This window comes from Streptomyces sp. NBC_00539, from assembly GCF_036346105.1.
Taxonomy (GTDB): Bacteria; Actinomycetota; Actinomycetes; order Streptomycetales; family Streptomycetaceae; genus Streptomyces.
Map to the genome: position 1 here is coordinate 4627398 of NZ_CP107811.1, position 18823 is coordinate 4646220.

Sequence of the window (18823 nt, forward strand, 5' to 3'; positions counted from 1 at the left end):
GTCCGACCTGCGCGTTAGGGTCCATGAATACGAGGGCACGGGATTACCCGACGCCGGCGGACATCGTCCGCACCGGCTGGTCCGCGCCCCAGAACGAGACGCTGAGACGGCATGTGGCCGTCGGAGACGAGCAGGTGGATACGTGACGAATCTGAAGCCTTACGCCGCGGGTGAGCCGTCCATCGGTGGTGGCCTCGGCGACCATGTCTACAACCGGCTGCTCGGCGAGCGCATCATCTTCCTCGGCCAGCAGGTCGACGACGAGATCGCGAACAAGATCACGGCGCAGCTCCTCCTCCTGGCCGCGGAGCCGGAGAAGGACATCTACCTGTACATCAACAGCCCCGGCGGCTCGGTGACGGCGGGCATGGCGGTCTACGACACCATGCAGTACATCCCGAACGACGTCGTCACCATCGGTATGGGCATGGCGGCCTCCATGGGCCAGTTCCTGCTCACCGGTGGTACGGCCGGCAAGCGCTTCGCGCTCCCGAACACCGACATCCTGATGCACCAGGGCTCCGCCGGCATCGGCGGCACCGCTTCCGACATCAAGATCCAGGCCCAGTACCTGCTGCGCACCAAGCAGCGGATGGCCGAGATCACCGCTCACCACTCCGGCCAGACCGTGGAGGCCATCATCCGCGACGGCGACCGCGACCGCTGGTTCACGGCGGAGGAGGCCAAGGAGTACGGCCTCATCGACGAGATCATCTCCGCCGCGTCCCTGGTCCCCGGCGGTGGCGGCACCGGGGCCTGATCCCCGGCACCGCACCAGGCAAGCCTCAGCCCGCAGAACGCCACCAGGATGGTGAACACCCAGATGCACATGAACAACCTTTCTCCCGCGAGCGGCCTCTACACCGGCGCTCAGGTGGACAACCGGTACGTGATCCCGCGTTTCGTCGAGCGCACCTCGCAGGGTGTGCGCGAGTACGACCCGTACGCGAAGCTCTTCGAGGAGCGCATCATCTTCCTCGGCGTGCAGATTGACGACGCGTCCGCCAACGACGTCATGGCGCAGCTGCTGTGCCTGGAGTCGATGGACCCGGACCGTGACATCTCCATCTACATCAACAGCCCCGGCGGCTCCTTCACCGCGCTGACGGCGATCTACGACACGATGCAGTTCGTGAAGCCGGACATCTCGACGGTCTGCATGGGCCAGGCGGCCTCCGCCGCCGCCGTGCTGCTCGCCGCCGGTACCCCCGGCAAGCGTCTGGCCCTGCCGAACGCCCGTGTCCTGATCCACCAGCCGTCCGGCGGTACCGGCCGTGAGCAGCTCTCCGACCTGGAGATCGCGGCCAACGAGATCCTGCGCATGCGCGACCAGCTGGAGACCATGCTGGCCAAGCACTCGACGACGCCGATCGAGAAGATCCGCGACGACATCGAGCGCGACAAGATCCTCACTGCCGAGGACGCACTGGCGTACGGCCTGATCGACCAGGTCGTCTCCACCCGCAAGAGCACCGCGGTCTGATCCTTGCCGCCAGTTGGCGTGGTCGCGCTGTCGCATTGGGCAATGTGAACCACGTCAAGGGGGCCCCGTTCGGGGCCCCCGGCAAGGTACCGTCGGATATGAGGCACCAGGAGCGCTGAACCAGGCGTCTCCCAGGCGAAGGGGAAGCACCTCGTGGCACGCATCGGTGACGGCGGCGATCTGCTCAAGTGCTCGTTCTGCGGAAAGAGCCAGAAGCAGGTGAAGAAGCTCATCGCAGGACCCGGTGTCTACATCTGCGACGAGTGCATCGACCTCTGCAACGAGATCATCGAAGAGGAACTCGCGGAGACCTCCGAGGTCCGGTGGGAGGAACTCCCCAAGCCCCGTGAGATCTACGAGTTCCTGGAGAGCTACGTCGTCGGCCAGGAGCCGGCGAAGAAGGCGCTCTCCGTGGCGGTCTACAACCACTACAAGCGGGTCCAGGCCGGCGAGAACGGCGGCGCGCAGGGCCGGGACGACGCGATCGAACTCGCGAAGTCCAACATCCTGCTGCTCGGCCCCACAGGCTCCGGCAAGACGCTGCTGGCCCAGACCCTGGCCCGCATGCTGAACGTCCCGTTCGCCATCGCCGACGCGACGGCGCTGACGGAGGCGGGGTACGTCGGCGAGGACGTCGAGAACATCCTGCTCAAGCTGATCCAGGCGGCCGACTACGACGTCAAGAAGGCCGAGACCGGGATCATCTACATCGACGAGATCGACAAGGTCGCCCGCAAGAGCGAGAACCCGTCGATCACGCGCGACGTGAGCGGCGAGGGCGTCCAGCAGGCGCTCCTCAAGATCCTGGAGGGCACGACGGCCTCCGTCCCGCCGCAGGGCGGCCGCAAGCACCCGCACCAGGAGTTCATCCAGATCGACACGACGAACGTGCTCTTCATCGTGGGCGGCGCCTTCGCCGGCCTGGAGAAGATCATCGAGTCGCGTGCGGGCGCCAAGGGCATCGGCTTCGCGGCGACCATCCGCTCGAAGCGGGAGATCGAGGCGAGCAACCAGTTCCAGGAGGTCATGCCGGAGGACCTGGTGAAGTTCGGGATGATCCCCGAGTTCATCGGCCGCCTCCCCGTGATCACCTCGGTCCACAACCTGGACCGCGAGGCGCTGCTCCAGATCCTCATCGAGCCGCGCAACGCGCTGGTGAAGCAGTACCAGCGGCTGTTCGAACTCGACGGCGTCGAGCTGGACTTCGAGCGCGAGGCGCTGGAGGCGATCGCGGACCAGGCGATCCTCCGCCAGACCGGCGCGCGCGGCCTGCGCGCCATCATGGAAGAGGTCCTGATGTCGGTGATGTACGAGGTCCCGTCCCGCAAGGACGTGGCCCGCGTGGTCATCACCGCCGATGTGGTCCGCTCCAACGTCAACCCGACGCTGGTCCCCCGCATCGTCCCGAAGGACCAGGGCCCGCAGGAGAAGTCGGCCTAGCCGCAACGGACATACGCGAAGGGGCGCCCCGGAGGACCGGGGCGCCCCTTCGCGTGTGCGCCGGGTCAGACCTTGACGCGGGCGGTCTTGTAGAGCTTCGCGGTGAGGTCCGCGGTCTGCTCCATGGTGTAGCCCGGCCTGCCCGCGAGGATGGAGGCCACGTCCGAGGCGCTGACGACACTCAGCGTGCTGTAGTCACCCCAGATGCAGATGGGGAGGGTCATCTCCTTGGGGCCCTTGGAGGCGGTGTCCTTGAAGGTCACCTTCATCTCCTGGCACTTCAGCACGGCCCCCTTGAATCCGGCGGGGTTGATCTCCTTGGGGCTCCCGATGAGCTCGGCGGTCGCGTCCTTCTTGTCCTCGGCGGCCTTCAGTTTGGCCATGGCGAAGTACCCGTCCACGGCCTTCTCCGGGTCGGCGATCTGGCCGAAGACCCCCTGGAAGTTGAGGCCCTTCATCGACAACGGGTTCTTCGGGTCACCCGCCAGGTATTCCATGCCCACCTGGCTGGCGTTCTTGATGCCCGCCGTTTCGGCCTCTTTCCTGTCCTTGTCGCTGAAGGGCTTCTGCTGGTACTTCGGGTCCTGCTTGAAGTCGTCCACCGACGGCGGCGGGACCAGCTTGTAGCCCTTCGTGTCCGCCGCCACCTTGCCCGAGGCGCCGCCGCCCTTCGTGAAGTACCAGCCGGCGCCCGCGAGCACGCCGAGGACGACCACCACCGCGATCACCGCGCCCGCCTTGGACTTCTTCGGCGGCTGCTGCGGCGGCATCCCGCCGTACGGGGGCTGCGGGGGCATGCCCGGCTGCTGCTGGTAGCCGTAGGGCTGCTGCGGGGGCTGCTGGGGGTAGCCCGGCTGCGGGGGCTGCTGCGGGTAGCCGTAGCCGGGCTGCCCGTACGGGCCGGGCTGCTGCTGCTGCGGCGGCTGCGGGCCGCCGTACGGTCCCGGCTGCTGCGGCTGATGCCCGTACGGCCCCGGCTGGTTGTAACTCATGACCCGCGTCCCCCTTTAGGAACTTCTTATGTTGGTCATATCTTGGCCGAAGTCCCCGCAGGTCCCGGCCCCGGGGCCCCAGGCGTTACCGAACTACGACGCCCGCACCTCCATCACGCCCCGAAGTGCCCGGGTCTGCTCCGCGAGCGCGGCGATCGCGACCGGCTCGTTCTCCACGGGGACCGTGACCGTGACGAGCGAGCTGTGGTCAGCCCACATGCACACCGGGAGCGCACCGGCGTCGACGTGGACCGTGCCGCACGACATGGCGGCGCCCTCCGGCGTCCCGGCCCGCTCCGTGACCGCGCGTCCGCCGCCCCCCTCTCGTGCAGGCCGCGGACCAGCGCCGAGCCCGGGTCCCTGTCGTCGAACCGGCCGGCCGCCCCGCTGACCACCAGCCGCGCGGTGCCCGATCCGTCGGCGTAGACCACGGCGACCTGCTCGGTGCCCGGCTTCCGCGGGCCCTGCCCCAGCTTGATCGCGTCGACGCGCGGGCCGGAGTCCTGGAGCGTCAGGCCCTGGAAGGAGGGGGGCGGCACCAGCCGGTACCGTCCGGCGTCGGACGGGCCGCCGTCGAGGACCGCGGTCACGGCCGCCTTGCCGGCGGCCACGCCCACGAGGGCCCCGAGCGCCACTCCGACCTTCACGAGCACCCGCTTCTTCGACGGGACGTTCGGGACGGAAGCGTAGGGGTGTACCGAAGGGGCGGCCGCGGGCTGCCCGGTGATCTCGTTCATGCGCACAGTCAGACCGATCGGTCATGACCCGGTCAAGGCGGACCGGAGGGCGGAACGGATTCGTAACCGGGGTGGGGCCGCCCGTATCCTGTGGTGCGTGACCGAGAACACGCAGACACCCAGCAGCCCCGACTCCGAACTGCCGACCCAGTACGCGCCGGCCGAGGTAGAGGGGAAGCTCTACGAGCGCTGGGTAGAGCGTGGGTACTTCGAGGCGGACGAGAAGAGCGAGAAGCCCCCGTACACGATCGTCATCCCGCCGCCCAACGTCACCGGCTCCCTCCACCTGGGGCACGCCTTCGAGCACACGCTGATCGACGCCCTCACCCGCCGCAAGCGCATGCAGGGCTACGAGACGCTGTGGCAGCCCGGCATGGACCACGCGGGCATCGCCACCCAGAACGTCGTCGAGCGCGAGCTCGCCAAGGAGGGCAAGTCCCGCCACGACCTCGGCCGCGAGGCGTTCGTCGAGCGCGTCTGGCAGTGGAAGGGCGAGTCCGGCGGCCAGATCTCCGGCCAGATGCGCCGCCTGGGCGACGGGGTCGACTGGTCGCGAGAGCGCTTCACGATGGACGAGGGCCTGTCGGAGGCCGTCCAGACGATCTTCAAGAAGCTCTACGACGACGAGCTGATCTACCGCGCCGAGCGGATCATCAACTGGTGCCCGCGCTGCCTGACGGCGATCTCCGACATCGAGGTCGAGTACCAGGACGACGACGGCGAGCTCGTCTCCATCCGCTACGGCGACGGCGACGCCTCCATCGTCGTCGCGACGACCCGCGCCGAGACGATGCTCGGTGACACGGCCGTCGCCGTCCACCCCGACGACGAGCGCTACGCGCACCTCGTCGGCACGGAGATCGAACTGCCGCTCACCGGACGCCGGATCCCGGTCGTCGCCGACGAGCACGTCGACCCGGAGTTCGGCACCGGCGCCGTCAAGGTGACCCCTGCGCACGACCCCAACGACTTCGAGATCGGCCAGCGCCACGGTCTGCCGAACCTCGCCGTCATGGACGAGCACGCGGTCATCACCGTCCACGGCCCCTTCCAGGGTCTGGACCGGCTGGAAGCCCGCTCCGCCATCGTCGCCGCGCTCCGCGCCGACGGACGGATCGTCGCCGAGAAGCGTCCGTACAGCCACTCCGTCGGCCACTGCTCGCGCTGCAAGACCACCATCGAGCCCCGCCTTTCGATGCAGTGGTGGGTCAAGGTCGGCCCGCTCGCCAAGGCCGCCGGTGACGCCGTCCGCGACGGCAAGGTCAAGATCCACCCGCAGGAGATGGAGAAGCGCTACTTCGACTGGGTCGACAACCTCCACGACTGGTGCATCTCGCGCCAGCTGTGGTGGGGCCACCGCATCCCGGTCTGGTACGGCCCGAACGGCGAGGTCGTCTGCGTCGGTCCGGACGAGCAGCCGCCCGCCGGCGAGGGCTGGACCCAGGACACCGACGTCCTCGACACCTGGTTCTCCTCCGGCCTGTGGCCCTTCTCCACGCTGGGGTGGCCGCGCCAGACCGAGAGCCTGGCGAAGTTCTACCCGAACTCCGTCCTGGTCACCGGCTACGACATCCTCTTCTTCTGGGTCGCCCGGATGATGATGTTCGGCCTGTACGCGATGGACGGCACCCCGCCGTTCCATACCATCGCCCTGCACGGCATGGTCCGCGACCAGTTCGGCAAGAAGATGTCGAAGTCCTTCGGCAACGCGGTCAACCCGCTGGACTGGATGGACAGGTACGGCTCCGACGCGGTCCGCTTCACGCTGGCGCGCGGCGCCAACCCGGGTGTCGACGTCCCGATCGGTGAGGACTGGGTCCAGGCTTCCAGCAAGTTCGCCAACAAGATCTGGAACGCCACGCGCTTCGCGCTGATGAACGGCGCCACGATCGAGGGCGAGCTGCCGAGCGCCGAGCAGATGTCGGCGACCGACCGCTGGATCCTGTCGCGGCTCAACAAGACCGTCGCCGAGATCGACGCCTTCTACGAGGACTACCAGTTCTCGAAGCTGTCGGACGCCCTCTACCACTTCGCGTGGGACGAGGTCTTCGACTGGTACGTCGAGCTGTCGAAGACGACCTTCTTCGCGGGTGGCGAGCCGGCCAAGGCGTCCGCCCGGGTCCTCGGCGAGGTCCTCGACGTCATGCTGCGGCTGCTGCACCCGGTGGTCCCCTTCGTCACCGAGACGCTGTGGACCACGCTGACCGGCGGCGAGTCCCTCGTGATCGCCGACTGGCCGAAGGACAGCGGCTTCCGCGACGCGGCCGCCGAGGCCGAGATCGAGGGCGTCCAGGCCCTGGTCCGGGAGGTCCGCCGGTTCCGCAAGGAGCAGGGCCTCGACGACAAGCAGAAGGTTCCGGCCCGCCTGGACCTGTCTGCCACCGCGCTGGCCGCGCACGAGGGCGCCATCCGCCAGCTGCTGCGCCTCCAGCCGGAGGGCGAGGCCTTCCAGGCCACCGCCACCCTGCCGGTGGCCGGCGCCACCGTCGCCCTGGACCTGTCCGGGACCATCGACGTGGCCGCCGAGCGCAAGCGCCTGACGAAGGACCTCGGCGCCGCCGAGAAGGAGAAGCAGCAGGCCGAGGCGAAGCTCGGGAACGAGGCCTTCCTGGCCAAGGCGCCCGACAACGTCGTGGACAAGATCAAGGGCCGTCTCGCCAAGGCGGAGGCGGACATCGCCCGCATCCAGGCCCAGCTGGAGGGGCTCCCGCAGGCGTAGCGGCCGCCCCCGGGCCCTGTCCGGGCGGCACGCGAAGGCGCCCCCACCACCGGCCGGTGGTGGGGGCGCCTTCGCCGTACCCCGCCCCCTGCCGAGTGCGGGACATCACCCCGGGGCCCCGCGGCCCGGGTCCGATCGCCCCCGCCGCTCCCGCATGATGGAGGGCATGCACGTCAAGCCCGTCGCCTCGGCGCTCCACCGGGTCGTGGCCGTCGGCCGCAGGGTCACCGAGAGCTGGGCCGGGTCGCCGCGTGCGCTGGACGTCCTGACGGCGCTGAGCTGCCTCGCCCTGATGGCACTGGACCTGCCGGGACTCGCCGCCGCCGACAACTCCCTGAACGGTCCGGCTGCCGCCGCCGTCTTGACCGCGGGCTGCGCGAGCCTGCTGGTACGCAGGCGGCTGCCCTGGGCCGGGTACCTCACCGCGCTGCTGTTCATCGGCTGGCTGCACGAGCTGACGCTGATCCAGTTCGCCCTGTACTCCGTCGGCCGCTACCGGGGCCGCCGGGCCGGGATCCTCGCCACCGCCGGGTACGTGGTCTTCTCGCTCGCGGTGTTCAGCCTGCCGGGCTGGCCCGAGCCGAGGGCGGAGACCCTCAGCGCCTTCCTGAGCCTGGTCGTGCCGATCGGGGTGCTCGCCTCCGCGGTCGGCATCGCCGCCTACCGGCACGACCTCGTGCGGGAACTCGACACCCGCCGCGCCGAGTCCGCCGTCCTCCAGGCCGTCCAGGACGAGCGGACCTCCGTGGCCCGCGACGTCCACGACTTCGTCGGGCGGGAGCTGACCATGCTGACGGTGCGCTCGGAGGTGCTGTCGGTGCGGGCCCGCGAGAGCGCCTACGCGAAGGACTTCGAGGAGCTCGCCGACACGGCCCGCCGCGCGCACCTGGTGCTGAACGACATCATCGTGCAGCGCGGGGAGCGGGCCGCGACCCCGGGCGTGGACGGGCTCGAAGCGCTCGCGCGGGAGAGCGGGCGTGCGGGCTCGCCCGTACGGCTGGTGATGGACCCTCAGGCGCGGGAGCTGTCGCCGCTGCGTCAGGCGGCGGTCTACCGGGTGGTGCAGGAGTGCCTGACCAACGCCGCCAAGCACGCCCGCGGCGAGACCATCGAGGTGTCGGTCACGGCCGGCGCCCGGTGCCTGCGCATACGCGTCACCAACGGCCTCGCCGACCGGAACCCGGCCCGCGCCCCCGTCTCGGCCGGCTCCGGTACGGCGAGCATGGCCGAGCGCGTCCACAGCCTGGGCGGAACCCTCACGGCGACCCGTACCGAGGACGCGTACGTCGTCGAAGCGACCCTGCCGCACGGCTGAGGCGGGTCCTACGCCTTCGCGGGGGCCAGCAGGCCGGCGAGGGTGTCCATGTCCTCCACGCAGCGGCCGGAGCCGAGGGCCACGCAGTCCAGCGGCGCGTCGGCCACGAACACCGGGATGCCGGTCGCGGAGGCGATGCGCAGGTCCAGGCCCGGCAGCAGCGCCCCGCCGCCCGTCAGGACGATGCCGCGCTCCATCACGTCACCGGACAGCTCCGGCGGGCACTCCTCCAAGGTGGTGCGCACGGCGGCGATGATCGCCTCGACCGGCTCGTCGAGGGCGGCCCGCACGTCGAGCGCCGTCAGCTCCAGCGTCCTCGGCATGCCGCCGGCCTTCTCCCGCCCGCGCACGGTGTGGGTGCGGCTCTCCAGCTCGGGCAGGCCCGGGACCGGCCAGGCCGAGCCGATGGCGACCTTGACGTCCTCGGCGGTGCGTTCCCCGATGAGCAGCGCGTGCTCCTTGCGCACGTGGTCGGTGATCGCGGCGTCCATCCGGTCGCCGCCGACCCGCAGCGACTGCGAGGTGACGATGCCGCCCAGCGAGATGACGGCCACCTCCGAGGTGCCGCCGCCGATGTCCACCACCATCGAGCCGCGGGGCTCCGACACCGGCAGCCCCGCGCCGATCGCCGCCGCCATCGGTTCCTCGATCAGGTGTACGGACTTGGCCCCGGCGCGGGTGGAGGCGTGGATGATGGCCCGCCGTTCGACGGGGGTCACCCCCGACGGCACGCAGATCACCATCCGGGTGCGAGGCCGGCGGCCGGGGACCGCCTTGCGCACGAAGTGCCGGATCATCTCCTCGGCGGCCTCGTAGTCGCAGATCACCCCGCCCCTCAGCGGGCGGATCGCGGTGATGGAGCCCGGTGTGCGGCCGATGGTCTCCTTGGCTTCCGTCCCCACCGCCAGGGCCGTCGTCGTACCGGCCTTGACCGCGACCACGGACGGCTCATTGAGGACGATCCCGTGCCCCCGGGCGTAGACGAGGGTGTTCGCGGTCCCCAGGTCGATCGCTATGTCACGGCTGGAAGCCGTCTTTTCCCTGCTGGCGTCCGTGCTGGCCTGCGGCATTCGTTCCCCTCTCTGCTGCCGCAAGGCTTGCATAACGAAACGGTCGCGAAGGCAGCCGAAGGTCCCGAAACGGCCGGGCCGAAGGTCCCCCGGGTCCTCGTCCGTAGACTGGTCCCCGTGAGTGAGCAGCAGCCCGACAGCCACGGCCCCGACGACCTCGGCCGGCCCTTCGAAGCGATCGACGAGTTCGACCGGATCGTCGCGGAAGAGTCCGACCGCGACCCCGACCTGGCGGTGATCGAGGCCGGGAGCCGCACCTTGCGCGCACACGGCGGAGCGCCGCAGGGCGAGCAGGTGCCCGCCGCGCCCGCCGACCCGGAGGTCGCGAAGGCGCTCCAGGAGGTGGAGCAGGAGCTGTCCACCCGCTGGGGCGAGACGAAGCTGGAGCCGTCCGTCTCGCGGATCGCCGCGCTGATGGACGTCCTGGGCGAGCCGCAGCGCGCGTACCCCTCCCTCCACATCACCGGCACCAACGGCAAGACCAGCACCGCCCGCATGATCGAGGCCCTGCTGAACGCCTTCGACCTGCGGACCGGCCGCTACACCAGCCCGCACGTGCAGTCGGTCACCGAGCGGATCAGCCTGGACGGGGCGCCGATCAGCGCCGAGCGGTTCGTCGAGACCTATCACGACATCAAGCCGTACGTGGAGATGGTCGACGCCGCCGAGGAGTACCGGCTGTCGTTCTTCGAGGTGCTCACCGGGATGGCGTACGCGGCCTTCGCGGACGCGCCCGTCGACGCGGCGGTGGTCGAGGTCGGCATGGGCGGCTCGTGGGACGCGACCAACGTGATCGACGGCGCGGTCGCGGTGATCACCCCGATCAGCCTGGACCACACGGACCGGCTCGGATCCACTCCGGCCGAGATCGCCCAGGAGAAGGGCGGCGTCATCAAGCAGGGCGCCACCGTCATCCTGGCGCAGCAGCCGGTGGACGCGGCGCAGGTGCTGCTCAAGAAGGCCGTCGAGGCCGATGCGACCGTCGCCCGCGAGGGCATGGAGTTCGGCGTCGTCTCCCGCGAGGTGGCGGTCGGCGGCCAGATGCTGACCCTGCGCGGCATGGGCGGCGAGTACGACGGCATCTTCCTGCCGCTGTACGGCGCCCACATGGCGCACAACGCGGCGGTGGCCCTGGCCGCGGTCGAGGCGTTCTTCGGCGTCGGCGGCGAGCACGCCCGTGAGCTGGACGCGGACACCGTCCGCCGGGCCTTCGCCTCGGTGACCTCGCCGGGCCGCATGGAGGTCGTCCGGCGCAGCCCCACCGTAGTCCTGGACGCCGCGCACAACCCGGCGGGGGCGCAGGTCACCGCGGAGGCGGTCACCGAGGCCTTCGGGTTCAGCCGGCTGATCGGCGTGGTGGGCGCGAGCGACGACAAGGACGTGAAGGGGGTCTTCGAGGCCTTCGAGCCGATCTTCGCGGAGGTCGTCGTCACCCAGAACTCCAGCCACCGTGCGATGCCGGCCGACGAGCTGGCGGCCATCGCGGTCGAGGTCTTCGGGCCGGACCGGGTGCAGGTGGAGCCCCGGCTGGACGACGCGCTGGAGGCGGCCGTCACCCTGGCGGAGGAAGAGGCCGAATACGGTGGGGCCGGGGTCCTGGTGACCGGGTCCGTGATCACGGTGGGCGAGGCCCGCCTGCTGTTGAAGAGGGGCTGAGGAATGCGCACGCTGTGTGCTTCGACGCTGATCGGCGAGTTCTTCGTGATCGGGTTCGCGGGTCTGGTGGCCATGAAGGACCCGGACCTGACCCAGGCGGCCGTGTGGACGGTGTGCGGGATCGCGATGCTGCTGTCCGTGCTGCTGTGCGGGATGCTCTCGCGCCCCGGCGCGGTCCAGCTCGGCTGGGCCCTGCAGACCGGGCTCGTCCTCAGCGGGTTCGTCGTCCCGACGATGTTCTTCCTGGGAGCGGTCTTCGCCGGCCTGTGGTGGTGCTCGGTGCACTACGGCCGCAAGGTGGACGCCGCCAAGGCCCGCTGGGCGGCGCAGAGCGAGGCGCAGGCCGAGGCGTAGGGCGCCCCCGGGCCCCCTGTAGCCTCGTCGGACCGCACCCGTATGCCGCAAGGAGTTACCACATGACCCAGCGCACCCTCGTCATCCTCAAGCCCGACGCCGTCCGTCGTGGCCTGATCGGCGAGATCATCGGCCGCATCGAGCGGAAGGCCGGCTGGACCATTCCCGCGCTGGAGCTGCGCACGCTGGACCAGGGGACCCTGGAGACGCACTACGGCGAGCACAAGGGCAAGCCCTTCTACGAGCCCCTCATGGGCTTCATGGCGAGCGGTCCGGTCGTCGTCCTCGTCGTCGAGGGCGAACGCGTGATCGAGGGCGTCCGCCAGTTGGCGGGGCCCACCGACCCGATCGCCGCCGCGCCCGGCTCCATTCGGGGTGACTTCGGTTCCATCACCCGGGAGAACCTCATCCACGCCTCGGATTCCGAGGAGTCGGCGGAGCGCGAGCTCAAGCTGTTCTTCCCCGCTCTCTGAGCCGATCCGGAATCCGCACCGGGGCGTCGGCGCGCCGGTCGCCCCTGACGCGAGATCAGCCAAATAGCGCTCATGACCTGGGGCGACCGAAGTAATTTCGGTCGCCCTTCGGTATGACGGGCGGCGAGCGGGAACGCATGTGCAGGACACGACGTCACCACTTAGGGGGCGGGTATCCGTTCCGGCGGGATTACCGGAGTCCCGTCGCGCGATGTCCGTACCCGCGGCACTACGATGGGGCCTCCACCCACACACCCACCTCGCCGACCTGACAGCAGCCGCTATCAACTGGAAGGCCAGACGCTCCTCATGGGGAACAAGGGGAACAACATGTCGTTCATCGGCCGTGACATGGCGATCGACCTCGGGACCGCCAACACGCTGGTGTACGTGAGGGGCCGGGGGATCGTCCTGAACGAGCCGTCCGTGGTCGCCATCAACACGAACACCGGTGGAATCCTGGCGGTCGGCTCCGAGGCGAAGAAGATGATCGGCCGGACGCCCGGCAACATCGTCGCCGTACGACCCCTCAAGGACGGCGTGATCGCCGACTTCGAGATCACCGAGCGCATGCTCCGGTACTTCATCCTCAAGATCCACAAGCGCCGCTACCTGGCCCGCCCGCGCGTCGTGGTCTGCGTCCCCTCCGGTATCACCGGAGTGGAGCGCCGCGCCGTGATCGAGGCGTCCACCCAGGCCGGCGCCCGTCAGGTACACATCATCGAGGAGCCGATGGCCGCCGCCATCGGCTCGGGCCTGCCCGTCCACGAGGCCACCGGCAACATGGTCGTGGACATCGGCGGCGGCACCACCGAGGTCGCCGTCATCTCCCTCGGCGGAATCGTCACGGCGCAGTCCATCCGGGTGGCCGGCGACGAGCTGGACAACGCGATCATCCAGCACATCAAGAAGGAGTACTCGCTCCTCCTCGGCGAGCGCACCGCCGAGCAGATCAAGATCACCATCGGGTCGGCGTACGACCTCGACAAGGACGAGCACACCGAGATCCGGGGCCGCGACCTCGTCTCCGGTCTGCCGAAGACGGTGGTCATCTCCGCCGCCGAGGTCCGCAAGGCCATCGAGGAACCGGTCAACGCCATCGTGGACGCGGTGAAGACCACCCTCGACAAGTGCCCGCCGGAACTCTCCGGCGACATCATGGACCGCGGCATCGTCCTCACGGGCGGCGGCGCCCTGCTGCGCGGACTCGACGAGCGGCTGCGCCGCGAGACGGGCATGCCGATCCACATCGCCGAGGACCCCCTCGACTCCGTGGCCCTCGGCTCCGGCAAGTGCGTCGAGGAGTTCGAAGCACTCCAGCAGGTCCTGGACGCCCAGCCCCGGCGTTGACGCAAATCCCCGTAACGGGGCATGTGGAACACAAGGATCCGCCGTACGGGTGCTAGCGCGCCTGTGCGGCGGATCGTTGATATACAGGCACAGTCCGGTGCGAACCCCCGCTCCGTCGGAGCGGCTCCGGCACCGCGAATACCTACGAGGAAGGCACGCCGCCGCACGTGAGGGACACACGAGAGAGCCGGCTGCTCCTGGTGCTTCTGATCGCCATCGCGTTCGCTTTGATCACGGTGGACATCAGGGCGGGCGAGGAGTCACCGGTCGACGGCGCCCGGCAGGCCGCCGCGGCGGTCTTCGGCCCCGTGGAGAAGGGCGTCGCGACCGCGGTCAACCCCGTCGCCCACGCCATAGGCGCCGTACGGGACTCCGGCGAACGCCACAACCGCATCAAGACGCTCGAACGCGAGAACACCGCGCTGAAGGCGAAGCTCGGCAGCGACGCGCAGACCCACAGCCGGATCCACGAACTGGACGAGATGCTCAAGCGGGCGGGCGCCGGGCAGTACGGGATCAAGGGCGCCGAAGTCATCGGGATAGGAGCGGCCCAGGGCTTCTCCTGGACCGTCACGATCGACGCCGGCAGCAAGGACGGCATCGAACGCGACATGACCGTCCTCAACGGCGACGGCCTCGTCGGGCGCGTCGCGACCGTCGGCCCCGACACCGCCACCGTGGTCCTCGCCAACGACCCCGACTTCACGGTCGGCACCCGCCTGGAGAAGACCGGCGAACTCGGCTTCGCCACCGGCCAGGGCGACCGCGCCCTGTCGGTCCAGATGCTGAACGGCAAGGCCAAGATCGCCCCCGGCGACCGGCTCGTCACCTTCGGCTCGCGCGGCAACAAGCCCTTCGTGCCGGGCGTCCCGCTCGGCGAGGTGGTCAAGGTCGACCCCTCGCGCGGCGACCTGACCCGCACCGTGTGGGTGCGGCCGTTCGTCGGCTTCTCCCGCCTGGACATCGTCGGCGTCGTCGTGATGCCGCCGCGCGAGGACCCGCGCGACACCGTCCTGCCGCCCAAGCCGGAAGTGAAGCCCACCCCGACCGTCACCGTCACCGTGGCCCCGTCGGCGTCCGCCAGTGCCCCCGCCAAGCCGGCCGACGAGTAGGAGCTGACCGATCATGCGCTTCAACCGGATCCTGCTCTCGGCCACGCTGATCGTGGTCGCCCTCGTCATCCAGGTGACCGTCCTCGGCCGGCTGCAACTCCCCGGCGCCGTGCCCGACCTGCTGCTGCTCACCGTCGTCGCCCTCGCCCTGGTCTACGGACACCTCAGCGGCGCCTTCGTCGGCTTCGGCGCGGGTCTCCTCGCGGACCTCGCGCCGCCCGCCGACCACGCCGCCGGACGGTACGCCCTGGTGCTCTGCATCGTCGGTTACCTCGTCGGCCTGGTCCGCCCCGACAACGGGCGGTTCCGCTCCGCGTGGGGGCCGCTGACGACCGTCGTCGCCGCCGCGATCGGCTCCACGCTGCTGTACGCGGGCGTCGGCGCCCTCGTCGGCGACACGGCCGCCCGGCACGTGGGCCTCACCGAACTGCTGTTCACCGCCACGCTGTACGACCTGCTCCTCGCGCCCTTCACCGTGCCGCTCGTCATGGCCCTCGCCCGCCGCGCCGAGAACGACCCGCTGGCCGTCGAAGCGGGCGGCGGACCGCCCCAGGGCAAGGCCGTGTCCTCCGGCTGGCTGGCCGGTGGAACAGGGCTGCGGATCGGCAGCCAGCGCGGCGGACTGCGGCTCAAGACGGCGCGCGGCCGCGCCAACAGGGCCGGCCGCATAAAGGGCGTCAAAGGTGTGAAGAGCGTCAGGAAGCTGTGAGGGGGGAGCGGACGTGACCAACATCCCGGAGACCGGCCGCACCCCCCGGGTGCAGATCCGGCTCGTCATCATCCAGGTGCTCGTCTTCTCGCTGCTGTTCACACTCGGCGGACGCCTTTGGTACCTCCAGATCCGCAACGGCTCCGAGTACGCCGACGAGGCCAAGAACAACCACGTCCAGCAGGTCGTCCAGCCCGCCGTGCGCGGCTCGATCCTCGACGACCGCGGGGTGCCGCTCGCCGACAACGAGACGCGCCTGGTCGTCTCCGCCAGCCGCACCGAGCTGATGAAGATAAAGGACAAGGGCAAAGGCGTCCTCGCCCGGCTCGCCGCCGTACTGGACATGAAGCCGCAGGCCGTCATGGACAAGGTCCGCCTCTGCGACTCCAAGACCCCCCAGCCCTGCTGGAACGGTTCCCCCTACCAGCCGATCCCGGTCACCCTGGGGGCCACCACCCAGCAGGCCCTCCAGATCCGCGAACGCCCCGAGGACTTCCCCGCCATCACCGCCGAGCCCACCGCCGTACGCCGCTACCCGGCGCCGGGCGGCGCCAACACCGGCCAGGTGCTCGGCTACCTCTCCCCGGTCACCGACGACGAGATCCAGAAGGCCAAGAACACCAACTCGCCGTTCCTGCGCTCCGACCAGGTCGGCCGCTTCGGCCTGGAGCGCACGTACGACAAGGAGCTGCGCGGCAAGTCCGGCGTCACCCGCTACGAGGTCGACAACCTCGGCCGGGTCATCGGCGAGGCGAAGAACGACCCGGCCGTCCCCGGCGCCCACGTCGTCACCAGCATCGACGCCCGCGTGCAGGCGGTCGCCGAGTACGAGCTGAACGCCGCGATGGTCGAGGCGCGCAAGCAGATCGACCGCAACACCGGCGTCCCCTACAAGGCCGACGCCGGAGCCATCGTCGTCCTGGAATCCAAGACGGGCCGCGTCGTGGCCATGGCCTCCAACCCCACCTACGACCCCAACGTCTGGGTCGGCGGGATCTCCGGCAAGGACTACGCCAGGCTCACCGCCAAGGAGTCCAACGTCCCGCTGATGAACCGGGCGATCCAGGGCCAGGCCGCCCCCGGCTCCATCTTCAAGGTCATCCCGACCACCGCCGCCGTCAACGCCGGCTACAAGTTCGACGGCAGCTACCCCTGCCCCAGCTCGTACTCCATCGGCGGCCAGGTCTTCCGGAACTTCGAGTCCCAGGGCCACGGTTCGATCACCCTCGGCAAGGCCCTCGAAGTCTCCTGCGACACCGTCTTCTACGGCCTCGCCCACCAGCAGTGGCTCAAAGACGGCGGGCTCAAGCCCGTCAAGCACCCCGGCGACATCTTCTTCAAGACCGCCCACAAGTTCGGCCTCGGCGCCGAGACCGGCGTGGACCTGCCGGGCGAGGTGAAGGGCCGCGTCCCCGACCGCCAGTGGAAGCAGCGGTTCTGGGCGGCCAACAAGGACGACTGGTGCAAGACCGGCAAGAAGGGCGGCACCTACGTCGAGCTGCTCAACTACGAGAACTGCCTCGAAGGCAACCTCCTGCGCGCCGGTGACGCCGTCAACTACTCGATCGGCCAGGGCGACACGCTCGTCACGCCCATCCAGATGGCCACCATCTACGCAGCCATCTCCAACGGCGGCACCATGTGGAACCCGACCATCGGCAAGGCCATCGTCAGCGCCGACGGCAAGAGCGTCCAGCAGATCCGGCCCAAGGCGCACGGCAGGCTGCCCATGGACGAGAAGACCCGGCGGCAGATGGTGGGAGCGCTGGAGGGCGTCGCCACCCGGGGCACCGCCGCCTGGCGCTTCGGCGGCTGGCCGCAGAAGCAGATCCCGATGCACGCCAAGACCGGTACCGCCGAGGTCTACGGCAAGCAGACGACCTCCTGGTTCGCCACGTTCACCGACGACTACACGATCGTGATGACGATCTCCCAGGGCGGCACCGGCTCCGGCGCCTCCGGCCCCGCCGTGCGCAACGTCTACAACGCCATCTACGGTCTCGACATGACCGGCAAGCAGGACCTGGCCAAGGCCCTGCTCCCCAAGCCGCAGGCGCAGCTGCCCGCCATCCAGGCGGACGGCTCCATCGAAGCCCCCGAGATCAAGCCGTACGTGCCGCCGTCCCCCGAGGACGTGCCGCCGCCACTCGCGGGACCGCCCGCGCCGCCCGTTGCCAGGCAGGACTGAGGACCCGATGCAGACCGCCAACAAGTTCTCCGTCTCCCGGTACGCGCCCGAGCAGCGCGGGGCGCTGGCCAGGCTCACCGCGCGCGACTCGGTGCTGCGCCGGCTCGACTGGCCGATACTCCTCTCCGCGATCGCGCTGTCCTTCATCGGCTCGCTGCTGGTGTGGTCGGCGACCCGCAACCGGACCAACCTGAACCAGGGCGACCCGTACTACTTCCTGGAGCGGCACGTCCTGAACACCGGGATCGGCCTGGTGCTGATGATCGGGACCGTGTGGCTGGGCCACCGCACCCTGCGGGGCGCGGTGCCGATCCTGTACGGGCTCTCGCTCGTGCTCGTCCTCGCCGTCCTCACCCCGCTCGGCGCGACCATCAACGGCGCGCACGCCTGGATCGTGATCGGCGGCGGGTTCTCCCTCCAGCCCTCCGAGTTCGTGAAGATCACGATCATCCTGGGCATGGCGATGCTGCTGGCGACCCGGGTCGACGCCGGTGACCTCGACCATCCCGACCACCGCACGGTGGTGAAGGCGCTGTGCCTTGCCGCCGCCCCGATGGGCATCGTCATGCTGATGCCCGACCTCGGTTCGGTCATGGTGATGGTCGTCATCGTGCTCGGTGTGCTGCTCGCCTCCGGCGCCTCCAACCGCTGGGTGCTGGGGTTGATGGGCGCGGGCGCGGCCGGGGCCGTCCTCGTCTGGCAGCTCGGGATCCTGGACGAGTACCAGATCAACCGCTTCGCCGCCTTCGCCAACCCCGAACTCGACCCGGCGGGCGTCGGCTACAACACCAACCAGGCGCGGATCGCGATCGGCTCCGGCGGCCTGACCGGCTCGGGACTGTTCAAGGGCTCCCAGACCACCGGGCAGTTCGTGCCGGAGCAGCAGACCGACTTCGTCTTCACGGTGGCGGGGGAGGAGCTGGGCTTCATCGGGGCCGGGCTGATACTGGTCCTGCTCGGCGTGGTGCTGTGGCGCGCCTGCATGATCGCCCGGGAGACCACCGAGCTGTACGGGACGATCGTCTGCGCCGGGATCATCGCCTGGTTCGCCTTCCAGGCCTTCGAGAACATCGGGATGACCCTGGGCATCATGCCGGTGGCGGGGCTGCCGCTGCCGTTCGTCTCCTACGGAGGATCGTCGATGTTCGCCGTGTGGGTGGCGGTGGGGCTGCTCCAGTCGATCAAGGTGCAGCGGCCGCTGTCGGCCTGATCCGGCCGATCGGCG

General features: G+C 70.0%; 16 protein-coding genes. 13 read left to right on the top strand and 3 right to left on the bottom strand.

The window, feature by feature from the left end:
• Nucleotides 1-142 precede the first annotated feature (142 nt).
• From OG861_RS20760 to clpX, 3 genes are all read left to right on the top strand, one after another.
• A complete protein-coding gene (locus OG861_RS20760; protein WP_329195206.1) occupies nt 143-760 on the top strand; it encodes an ATP-dependent Clp protease proteolytic subunit in 618 nt (205 codons plus the stop codon).
• A 48-nt stretch (nt 761-808) separates the two neighbouring features.
• Nucleotides 809-1483 carry an ATP-dependent Clp protease proteolytic subunit gene (locus tag OG861_RS20765; protein ID WP_308433546.1) on the top strand — a complete coding sequence of 225 codons (675 nt, stop codon included), beginning with the start codon at nt 809-811 and terminating at the stop codon, nt 1481-1483.
• Nucleotides 1484-1636: 153 nt separating this feature from the next.
• The gene (gene clpX, locus OG861_RS20770; RefSeq protein ID WP_008738998.1) at nt 1637-2923 is read left to right on the top strand and encodes an ATP-dependent Clp protease ATP-binding subunit ClpX; all 1287 of its coding nucleotides are present in this window, start codon (nt 1637-1639) and stop codon (nt 2921-2923) included.
• 65 nt (nt 2924-2988) lie between these two features.
• Here the strand turns inward: clpX and OG861_RS20775 are convergent, their stop codons facing one another.
• Together OG861_RS20775 and OG861_RS20780 are read right to left on the bottom strand one after the other, a co-directional pair.
• The gene (locus OG861_RS20775) at nt 2989-3915 is read right to left on the bottom strand and encodes a hypothetical protein (protein WP_329195191.1); all 927 of its coding nucleotides are present in this window, start codon (nt 3913-3915) and stop codon (nt 2989-2991) included.
• Nucleotides 3916-4008: 93 nt separating this feature from the next.
• A complete protein-coding gene (locus OG861_RS20780) occupies nt 4009-4182 on the bottom strand; it encodes a hypothetical protein (RefSeq protein ID WP_330261837.1) in 174 nt (57 codons plus the stop codon).
• A gap of 567 nt (nt 4183-4749) precedes the next feature.
• Between OG861_RS20780 and OG861_RS20785 the strand changes: the two genes are divergently transcribed.
• Both OG861_RS20785 and OG861_RS20790 read left to right on the top strand, forming a co-directional pair.
• Nucleotides 4750-7371 (top strand): valine--tRNA ligase, encoded by a 2622-nt coding sequence (locus OG861_RS20785; protein ID WP_329195188.1) that lies wholly within the window; start codon nt 4750-4752, stop codon nt 7369-7371.
• Nucleotides 7372-7537: 166 nt separating this feature from the next.
• The gene (locus OG861_RS20790) at nt 7538-8686 is read left to right on the top strand and encodes a sensor histidine kinase (protein ID WP_329195187.1); all 1149 of its coding nucleotides are present in this window, start codon (nt 7538-7540) and stop codon (nt 8684-8686) included.
• An 8-nt stretch (nt 8687-8694) separates the two neighbouring features.
• On the opposite strand, the gene OG861_RS20795 is transcribed toward OG861_RS20790, so the two are convergent.
• Entirely contained in the window at nt 8695-9756 is a 1062-nt protein-coding gene (locus tag OG861_RS20795) for a rod shape-determining protein (protein WP_329195185.1), read from the bottom strand.
• A 117-nt stretch (nt 9757-9873) separates the two neighbouring features.
• Here OG861_RS20795 and folC point away from each other — a divergent pair, with 117 nt between their 5' ends.
• The 8 genes from folC (at nt 9874) to rodA (ending at nt 18808) form a co-directional block, all read left to right on the top strand.
• On the top strand, nt 9874-11412 hold the full coding sequence (gene folC, locus OG861_RS20800; protein ID WP_443056502.1) for a bifunctional tetrahydrofolate synthase/dihydrofolate synthase: 1539 nt from the start codon (nt 9874-9876) through the stop codon (nt 11410-11412).
• Between the two features lie 3 nt (nt 11413-11415).
• A complete protein-coding gene (locus OG861_RS20805; protein WP_329195183.1) occupies nt 11416-11766 on the top strand; it encodes a DUF4233 domain-containing protein in 351 nt (116 codons plus the stop codon).
• 62 nt (nt 11767-11828) lie between these two features.
• The gene (ndk, locus tag OG861_RS20810; protein WP_329195182.1) at nt 11829-12239 is read left to right on the top strand and encodes a nucleoside-diphosphate kinase; all 411 of its coding nucleotides are present in this window, start codon (nt 11829-11831) and stop codon (nt 12237-12239) included.
• 330 nt (nt 12240-12569) lie between these two features.
• Nucleotides 12570-13589: a rod shape-determining protein gene (locus OG861_RS20815; protein ID WP_008738981.1), complete on the top strand. Its 1020-nt coding sequence runs from the start codon at nt 12570-12572 to the stop codon at nt 13587-13589.
• A gap of 167 nt (nt 13590-13756) precedes the next feature.
• On the top strand, nt 13757-14701 hold the full coding sequence (mreC, locus tag OG861_RS20820) for a rod shape-determining protein MreC (protein ID WP_329195181.1): 945 nt from the start codon (nt 13757-13759) through the stop codon (nt 14699-14701).
• Between the two features lie 13 nt (nt 14702-14714).
• Nucleotides 14715-15410, top strand: a complete 696-nt coding sequence (gene mreD, locus OG861_RS20825) for a rod shape-determining protein MreD (protein WP_329195180.1) — start codon at nt 14715-14717, stop codon at nt 15408-15410.
• Nucleotides 15411-15423: 13 nt separating this feature from the next.
• On the top strand, nt 15424-17598 hold the full coding sequence (mrdA, locus tag OG861_RS20830) for a penicillin-binding protein 2 (protein ID WP_329195179.1): 2175 nt from the start codon (nt 15424-15426) through the stop codon (nt 17596-17598).
• A gap of 7 nt (nt 17599-17605) precedes the next feature.
• Nucleotides 17606-18808, top strand: a complete 1203-nt coding sequence (rodA, locus tag OG861_RS20835; protein WP_329195177.1) for a rod shape-determining protein RodA — start codon at nt 17606-17608, stop codon at nt 18806-18808.
• Nucleotides 18809-18823 lie beyond the last annotated feature (15 nt).

Excerpts from the sequence above, each read along its gene's own strand:
- OG861_RS20765 (WP_308433546.1), top strand. The coding sequence starts at position 809 with ATGGTGAACACCCAGATGCACATGAACAACCTTTCTCCCGCGAGCGGC.
- OG861_RS20775 (WP_329195191.1), bottom strand. The coding sequence starts at position 3,915 with ATGAGTTACAACCAGCCGGGGCCGTACGGGCATCAGCCGCAGCAGCCG.
- OG861_RS20780 (WP_330261837.1), bottom strand. The coding sequence starts at position 4,182 with ATGTCGTGCGGCACGGTCCACGTCGACGCCGGTGCGCTCCCGGTGTGC.
- OG861_RS20790 (WP_329195187.1), top strand. The coding sequence starts at position 7,538 with ATGCACGTCAAGCCCGTCGCCTCGGCGCTCCACCGGGTCGTGGCCGTC.
- OG861_RS20795 (WP_329195185.1), bottom strand. The coding sequence starts at position 9,756 with ATGCCGCAGGCCAGCACGGACGCCAGCAGGGAAAAGACGGCTTCCAGC.
- OG861_RS20805 (WP_329195183.1), top strand. The coding sequence starts at position 11,416 with ATGCGCACGCTGTGTGCTTCGACGCTGATCGGCGAGTTCTTCGTGATC.
- ndk (WP_329195182.1), top strand. The coding sequence starts at position 11,829 with ATGACCCAGCGCACCCTCGTCATCCTCAAGCCCGACGCCGTCCGTCGT.
- OG861_RS20815 (WP_008738981.1), top strand. The coding sequence starts at position 12,570 with ATGTCGTTCATCGGCCGTGACATGGCGATCGACCTCGGGACCGCCAAC.
- mreD (WP_329195180.1), top strand. The coding sequence starts at position 14,715 with ATGCGCTTCAACCGGATCCTGCTCTCGGCCACGCTGATCGTGGTCGCC.
- rodA (WP_329195177.1), top strand. The coding sequence starts at position 17,606 with ATGCAGACCGCCAACAAGTTCTCCGTCTCCCGGTACGCGCCCGAGCAG.